The sequence below is a fragment of the Saccharomonospora saliphila YIM 90502 genome, from assembly GCF_000383795.1.
Classification (GTDB): Bacteria; Actinomycetota; Actinomycetes; order Mycobacteriales; family Pseudonocardiaceae; genus Saccharomonospora; species Saccharomonospora saliphila.
In genome coordinates, this window is sequence record NZ_KB912602.1 from 67,088 (window position 1) to 74,227 (window position 7,140).

Here is a 7,140-nt window from a genome sequence, read left to right on the forward strand (position 1 = left end):
CGCCTGCCGGCCCCGGCACCGCGCGGCCCGGGCCCGGCGCCCTACATCCGCTCCGGCGCGGACACCCCGAGCAGCTCAAGGCCGTTGGCCAGGACCTGACGGGCGGCTTCACACAGGGCGAGGCGGGCGTACGTGAGCGGGGTCGGCTCCTCGTCGCCCTGGGGCAGCACCCGGGCCACGTCGTAGAACTTGTGGTAAGCCGACGCGAGCGATTCCAGGTACCGGGCGACGCGGTGCGGTTCGCGCAACTCGGCCGCCTTCGTGAGCACGGCGGGGAACTCCCCGATCGTGCGGATCAGGTCACCCTCCCTGGGGTGGGTGAGCAGGCTGACGTCGACGTCGGCCCGCGTGGCGAGGCCCAGCTCGGCGGCGTTGCGCTGCAACGACGCGAGCCGGGCGTGTGCGTACTGCACGTAGAAGACGGGGTTGTCGTTGGTGCGCTGGCGCAGCAGATCGAGGTCGATGTCCAGTGTGGAGTCCACCGAGTACCGGCTCAGCTCGTACCGGGCGGCGTCCACGCCCACCGCGTCGACCAGATCCTCCATGGTCACCACGGTGCCCGCGCGCTTGCTCATCCGCACCGGCGTGCCCGCGCTGACGAGGTTGACCATCTGCCCGATCAGCACCTCGACGGCGTCCGGGCTGTGCCCGAGCGCCGCGGCGGCGGCCTTGAGCCGGGCGATGTAGCCGTGGTGGTCGGCACCGAGCATGTAGATGCAGAGGTCGAAGCCGCGGTCGACCTTGTCGCGCAGGTACGCGATGTCCCCGGCGATGTAGGCGGGGTCGCCGTCGGACTTGACGACCACACGGTCCTTGTCGTCGCCGTGGCCGGTGGAGCGCAGCCACCAGGCGTCGTCGGCGAAGTACAGGCTGTCCGAGCGCTTCAGCTCCTCAAGTACCTCGCTCACGGCGCCGCTGGTGTGCAGCGAGTCCTCGTGAAAGTACACGTCGAAGTCGGTGCCGAACTCGTGCAGGCTGCGCTTGATCTCGTCGAACATCAGCCCCACCCCGAGACGGCGGAACGTCTCCCGCCGCTCGCCCTCGGGCCGGGTGAGCACGTCCGGCTCCTTGCTCACGACATGGGAGGCGATGTCGTCGATGTAGGCGCCCGCGTATCCGTCCTCGGGCGCCGTCTCGCCCCGGGCGGAGGCGAGCAGCGACGACACGAACCGGTCGATCTGCGCACCGGCGTCGTTGAAGTAGTACTCCCGGGTGACCGCCGCGCCCTGGGCACTCAGGACCCGGCCGAGCGCGTCGCCCACCGCGGCCCAGCGCGTGCCGCCGAGGTGGATCGGCCCGGTCGGATTGGCCGAGACGAACTCCAGGTTGATCCGCCGGCCCGCCAGCGCGGTGCCGCGCCCGTAGCCGTCGCCGGCCTCCAGCACCTGCCGCACGATCGCGCCCTGGGCGTCGGCGGCCAGGCGCAGGTTGACGAACCCGGGCCCGGCGATCTCGGCCGCCGCGACCTCCGGCGTGTCCGAGATCACATCGGCGAGAGCCTGCGCCAGCTCACGGGGTTGCAGGCCCACCTTCTTGGCCACTTGCAGGGCGAGATTCGTGGCGTAATCTCCGTGCTCGGGGTTGCGCGGTCGCTCCACCGTGACACGCTCGGGCAGAACACTGTGGTCGAGGCCACGGTCGGCGAGGACGCGCGCGGCGGACGAACGGACCAGGTCGGCGAGAGCGGCAGGAGTCACCAGGCGAGTGTAAGTCCGTGGGCCGCGACCGATGACACCGACCGTCGGTCACTTCACTACACTGATCCAGCAGGGGAAACGTCGCCGAGCGAAACGACAGGAGCCATGGCCAGCGGCAGCAACAAGAAGGGCGCCAAGAACAAGGGCGGACGCGGTGGCGCCGTCTCCGCGGCCCGAGGGTCGGTGGCCGCGAAGAAGCAGATCCCGTGGGGCACCATCGGCGCGGTCGTGGCCATTCTGCTGCTGGCCGTGGGCGTGTTCGGCTACTACTACGTCGCCTCCAGCGACCAGCGTGCGCAGCGGGACCGCGAGGAGGCCGCCGCCGAGTTCGCCCCGTCCCAGCAGAATCCGGACCCCTCCACCGGCATCAAGGGCGTGGTGACCGAGCAGTACGAGGCCGGGGCGCACGTGCTGCCCACCGAACGGGTGGCCTACGACAAGACTCCGCCGTTCGGTGGACCGCACGACGGCATCTGGGCCGCGTGCAACGGCGTCGTCTACCCGGAGGCCGTGCGCACCGAGAACATGGTGCACTCGCTCGAACACGGGGCGATCTGGATCGCCTACAACCCCGAACAGGTCACCGGCGAGGACCTGGAGACGTTGAAGCTGCGGGCCGAAGGCAAACCGTTCACGATGATGTCGCCCTATCCGGGCCTCGAGGCGCCGATCTCGTTGCAGTCCTGGGGCCACCAGCTCAAGGTCGACAGCGTCCACGACGAGCGCATCGACCAGTTCATCGCGGCCCTGCGCCGGAACCCGAACACCTACCCCGAGGTCGGGGCGTCCTGCGACGCGCTCGGGCCCGGCCAGTTCGACCCGGACAACCCGCCCGCGTTCAACCCCGAGCCGCCGGGCCCGGACGCCAAGCCGATGGACTACCAGGGTTCCTCCGGCGCGCGCGATATGGGCCAGGGCCAGCCGCAGCCGGGCGCGCCAGCGGAGAACTGACGCCATGACCTCCGGGCAGCGGCCGGACGACGACGCACAGGCCGGGGGGCCGGACGACGCCGGAGGCGCCCACGCGCTCGAGTCAGCACCACGCAGGGGGCACGTCCCCACGTGGTCCCGCGTGGTGATCTTCACCGCGGCCGCGCTGGCCGTACTCCTGCTCGGCGCCACGGGTGGCATGCTGATCTCGCAGGCCCGCGACGACCAGGCTCCGCCGACCCCGCAAGCCGGCTCGATCGCGGTGGGCTTCTCCCAGGACATGTCGCTGCACCACCTTCAGGCCGTGACGATGTCCAACTGGGTGCGTGACCGCAGCGAGGACCCGGCCGTGGTGCAGCTCGCGTTCGACATCGGGAGTACGCAGCTCGAACAGGTCGGCCGGATGAAGGGCTGGCTCATGCTGTGGGAGCAACCCGAGCAGCCGCTCGGAGAGCCGATGCAGTGGATGTCGGGCCCTGCCGGACACGCCCACCACGGCGGCTCCGGGAATGTTTCGGGTGGCTCCGACGGCACCGGAGCCGACGAACCGGTGATGCCGGGGATGGCCACCGACGACGAGATGGCCCGGATGCGGTCGCTGTCCGGTGAGCAACTCGATGTCTACTTCCTGCAACTGATGTTGCGTCATCACGAGGGCGGGACGGACATGGCGCAGTACGCCGCCGACCACAGCGCGGTGCCCGCTGTGCGAACCCTGGCTGAGAGCATGCTCAAGGCGCAGGGCGCGGAGATCGATCTGATGCGCGGGATGCTCGCCGAGCGTGGAGCCGAGCCGCTGCCCTTCCCCTGACCGGCCGCCGCGATCGCCACGACCGCCGGGCCACGACGACCGCCGGGGTCACCAGGACAGTTGGGCGCAGCGGCGCGCCGACTCGCGGGGCTCGACCTGCAAGGTGGCGTGCTCGATCGCGTAGCGCGAGGCCAGCAGTCGCTGCGCGCGGGCGAGCACGCCGCCGGTGTCGGCGTCGGGCGCGACCGTGAGGTGGGCCGAGGCGACCTCCATGCCGCTGGTGAGTGTCCAGACGTGCAGGTCGTGCACGTCCTCCACGCCGGGGAGCGCGTGCAGTGCGGTGTTCAGCTCGGCGACGTCGATGCCTCGCGGTGCGTGCTGGAACAGGATGCGCAGCGCGCGCCGGGCGAGCACTGCCGTGCGGGGCAGGACGAAGAGCCCGATGGCGACACCGGCGACCGGGTCGGCGTAACGCCATCCCGTCAGCAGCGTCACCGCGCCACTGACGAGCACGGCGACGGACCCGATGAGGTCGGCGAGGACCTCAAGGTAGGCGCCCCGCACGTTGAGGCTCTCCTCGGCGCCGGAACGCAGCAGGAAGAAGGCGACCGTGTTCGCGACGAGACCGCCCGCCGCCGCCAGCAGCACGGGCAGACCGGGCACCTCGGGCGGGTCGGCGATGCGGGAGATCGCCTCGTAGACGACGTATCCGGCCACGCCGAACAGCAGGACGGCGTTGGCGAGCGCGGCCAGCACCTCCGCGCGGTAGAGGCCGAAGGTGCGGGTGAACGTCGGACCGCTGCGGCGGGCGAGAATCACGGCGGCGAGGGCCATGCCCACGCCGAGCACGTCGGTGAACATGTGCGCGGCGTCGGAGAGCAGCGCCAGCGACGAGGTCGCCAGGCCGACGGTGAGTTCCACCACCATGAAGGCGGCACCGATGGCCAGGGCCGCTGCCAGGTTGCGCACGTAGCGGCCGGAGGCGCTTCCCTGCTGCGGTGCCGCCACGTGGCCGTGCCCGTGGCCGTGACCCATCCCGGTGCCTCCTCATCGGTCGTCTCACGGCAAACGTATAGCGACATGCGCATGATTGCAAAATCGGCGCGGTGAGGTGAGGCTACCCTGACCCACGATCCGGCACTCACTGTACGACGAGCTTCCACCTCCCGCCGGGTCGTAAACACGCGGCCATGACGACGACACCCTGCGTGACGACGACTGGACCCCCACCACGGACACGGCACCCTCACCATCCATTCCCGGAAACCACCCCACAGTGAACGGGCGGCCGGGCATGGGGTAGGCTTCTCGTGTCGCACAGCGATGGGCCCTCGTAGCTCAGTGGATAGAGCACTGCCCTCCGGAGGCAGGTGTCGCAGGTTCGAATCCTGCCGAGGGCGCCCAGGTCACACGGTCTCTTCCCCGCGCTCAAGCCCCGGTGATCGTTGCGGAGGGACCGCCTCAGTCAGTGCGGGACGGCTGGTTGAATTCCTTCCCTCATGTCGCCGTTCGCCGGGTTGCCTCCGAAGGGGAGCCACCAGACGGAGCGCCGCCGTTACGCGTGAGAACCGTCGCCGGTTCAGCCGGGCGGCGAGGTTGAAGCCGAGCCCTTGGTCGACCACCTCCTCCCCGGTCGGGCCACTGGGCGTCCCTCGTATCGCGCGGCCCGGGCGTGCCGGTCGCCCAAAGATCGTCCTGCCATCCGTCGGGGTGTGCGGCCGACGGGAGGTGGCGAGGACGTGGACAGGTCGCTGTCCATCCTGTGCCGTCGCTGAGACCGAGGTAGCCATACGTTCGCGCTGGTCAGCACGTCGGGTACCGCAGGACACCGTCGAACGCGGGAGTGCGGGGCGCCGATCAGCCCCGGCCGACGTCGTCACCTTCCGCCGAGTCCGCACCTCGCTGACGATCGAGGTAGCGGGTCATCAGCTCCCAATACACCAGCAGCAGCCCCATCTGCGCCGCCACCGCCGAGGCGGCGGGTACCGCTCGGCGCTTGCGCGCCGCCACGACGGCCACCGCACCGGCGAGTCCAGCCGCCACATCAACGGCCAACGCCGCGTCCCGTGGCCGGTGGGTGATCCACGCTTCCTCGCCCAGCATCGCTCGCATGGCCCAGTTCCGTTCGTTCGCGGGCGGGGGAAAGCACACGGGATTGATCGCCATCCATGCGCCGACGAGTGCCGCGTGGCTCCATCGGCGCGTCCACACAGGGACCACCACCAGTGGCGTGCTCGCCCAGCGGGTCCAGGCACTCCAGGGATTGGCGTGCCGGGCGAACACCGCCCGGCGAACTCGCGCGACGAGGCCCGATGTGTCCGACGACCGCGCGGTCTCCATCGGCTGCTCCCTTCGGCACCAGAGGTAGCGCCGACTCCGCGCGGAACCCGGTACAGCACACTACTCACCGCACTGCCCTCGTCAACGCACGCACACCCGGCACCCAACGCCGCGAACAACTGCTTGCCATGCCGTAGTCGCACCACCCGGGGACGGCTTCCGCGATCCGGGCCCCGCGCCTATGCTCACCGCGGTGAGACGCTGGGGGCTGGCCACACCGTGGTCACGCGCGCCACTGCGGCTGCGCGAACATCCCGGTGTCGTCCTGGCCGTGGCCGTCGCGGCGTTGCTGATCAGCCTGCCCGCGTCGGCCGCCCCGCTGTTCCTCTCCTCGGCGTCCACCGCGACACTGCACCAGCTCGTGGACAACTCGTGCCCGTGGCGCACCGGCGCGCAGCTCACCGCCGGGGTTCCCCTGCACCCGGTCGCGCAGGCCCCGGACACGGCCTGGGGCGCGGAGCTGCTCGACCAGCGCGTCGACGCCGTGCGCCCGGCCGCGGAAAGCTCCCCACATCTGACCGCTCCCGTGAGCACGCTCCACACGACAGGCCGGATCACGCCCGCGGCCGAGCCGGACCTCGCCACGGTGAACCTCGTCGCGCGAACCGGCGCACGCGAGCACGTCGACGTTCTCGACGGGGGCGGCGAGCGCGGCCTCTGGTTGCCGGACCGGTTCGCCGACCTCCAGGGACTCGGCCCCGGCGACCGGGTCACGATCTCGGTGGGTGAGCGGAGCACCACGCTCCCGGTCACCGCCGTGTACCGCGATCTGCGATCCGGACCCGACCGCCCGTTCTGGTGTTCGCTGCGGGACACCTACCGGGGCCATCCGCTCCAGGAAGCGCCCGTTCATCCCGTCGCGCTGCTGCCTCAGGACTCGCTGCTCGACGCGGCGCCCCATGCCCGGGGCTACGTCGAGCTCGGCGTCGACAGCGCCTCGCTGACCACGGCTTCGGCGCGGCCCGCGGTCGAGAGCCTGCGGCGGCTTGAGCAGGCGACCGTGGGGTCGGACGCGCACGACAACTCGTTCACGTCCACGGCTCCCTACTTCGCCCGGTTCGAGTCCTCGCTGGAACACAAGCTCGGGCGTTCCGAACTGGTGGGCTCCGTGCTCACGGGCACCGTCGTACCGCTGGCCTGCGCGGGCGCGCTGACCGGACTGACGGTCGCGCTCGCGGTGGGTGCCTTCTGGGTGGATCGACGGCGCACCGAACTGACGATGCTCTCGGCCCGAGGCGTGGGGCCGTTCGCGTTGGCGGGCAAGGCCGCGCTGGAGACGGGCGGAGCGCTCGCCATCGGAAGCGCGGGCGGGTGGGCCGCCGCGCGCCTGCTCACCACGGTCGTGGGGCCCTCCGAGCTGGTCACTGCCGAGGCGATGCGGCTCTCCGTCGTCGCCGCACTGGCCGCCTTCGGTGCCTCGGT

General features: G+C 71.1%; 5 protein-coding genes, 1 tRNA gene and 1 pseudogene. 4 read left to right on the forward strand and 3 right to left on the reverse strand.

What is annotated here, in order from left to right; genetic code table 11:
- Positions 1-41: 41 nt before the first annotated feature.
- Positions 42-1,697, reverse strand: coding sequence for an arginine--tRNA ligase (argS, locus tag SACSA_RS0101505; protein WP_019812954.1), 1,656 nt, complete (start codon positions 1,695-1,697; stop codon positions 42-44).
- 105 nt (positions 1,698-1,802) lie between these two features.
- Here argS and SACSA_RS0101510 point away from each other — a divergent pair, with 105 nt between their 5' ends.
- Together SACSA_RS0101510 and SACSA_RS0101515 are read left to right on the forward strand one after the other, a co-directional pair.
- The gene (locus SACSA_RS0101510) at positions 1,803-2,648 is read left to right on the forward strand and encodes a DUF3105 domain-containing protein (protein WP_019812956.1); all 846 of its coding nucleotides are present in this window, start codon (positions 1,803-1,805) and stop codon (positions 2,646-2,648) included.
- 4 nt (positions 2,649-2,652) lie between these two features.
- Positions 2,653-3,438, forward strand: coding sequence for a DUF305 domain-containing protein (locus SACSA_RS0101515; protein ID WP_019812958.1), 786 nt, complete (start codon positions 2,653-2,655; stop codon positions 3,436-3,438).
- Positions 3,439-3,486: 48 nt separating this feature from the next.
- On the opposite strand, the gene SACSA_RS0101520 is transcribed toward SACSA_RS0101515, so the two are convergent.
- Positions 3,487-4,413 (reverse strand): cation diffusion facilitator family transporter, encoded by a 927-nt coding sequence (locus SACSA_RS0101520; RefSeq protein ID WP_019812960.1) that lies wholly within the window; start codon positions 4,411-4,413, stop codon positions 3,487-3,489.
- Positions 4,414-4,705: 292 nt separating this feature from the next.
- Between SACSA_RS0101520 and SACSA_RS0101525 the strand changes: the two genes are divergently transcribed.
- Positions 4,706-4,778, forward strand: a tRNA-Arg gene (locus SACSA_RS0101525).
- A gap of 457 nt (positions 4,779-5,235) precedes the next feature.
- Here the strand turns inward: SACSA_RS0101525 and SACSA_RS20985 are convergent.
- Entirely contained in the window at positions 5,236-5,718 is a 483-nt protein-coding gene (locus SACSA_RS20985; RefSeq protein WP_019812961.1) for a DUF6653 family protein, read from the reverse strand.
- Between the two features lie 193 nt (positions 5,719-5,911).
- On the opposite strand from SACSA_RS20985, the pseudogene SACSA_RS25550 reads away from it, so the two are divergent.
- Positions 5,912-7,140: pseudogene (locus SACSA_RS25550) on the forward strand (ABC transporter permease); the annotation flags it as partial.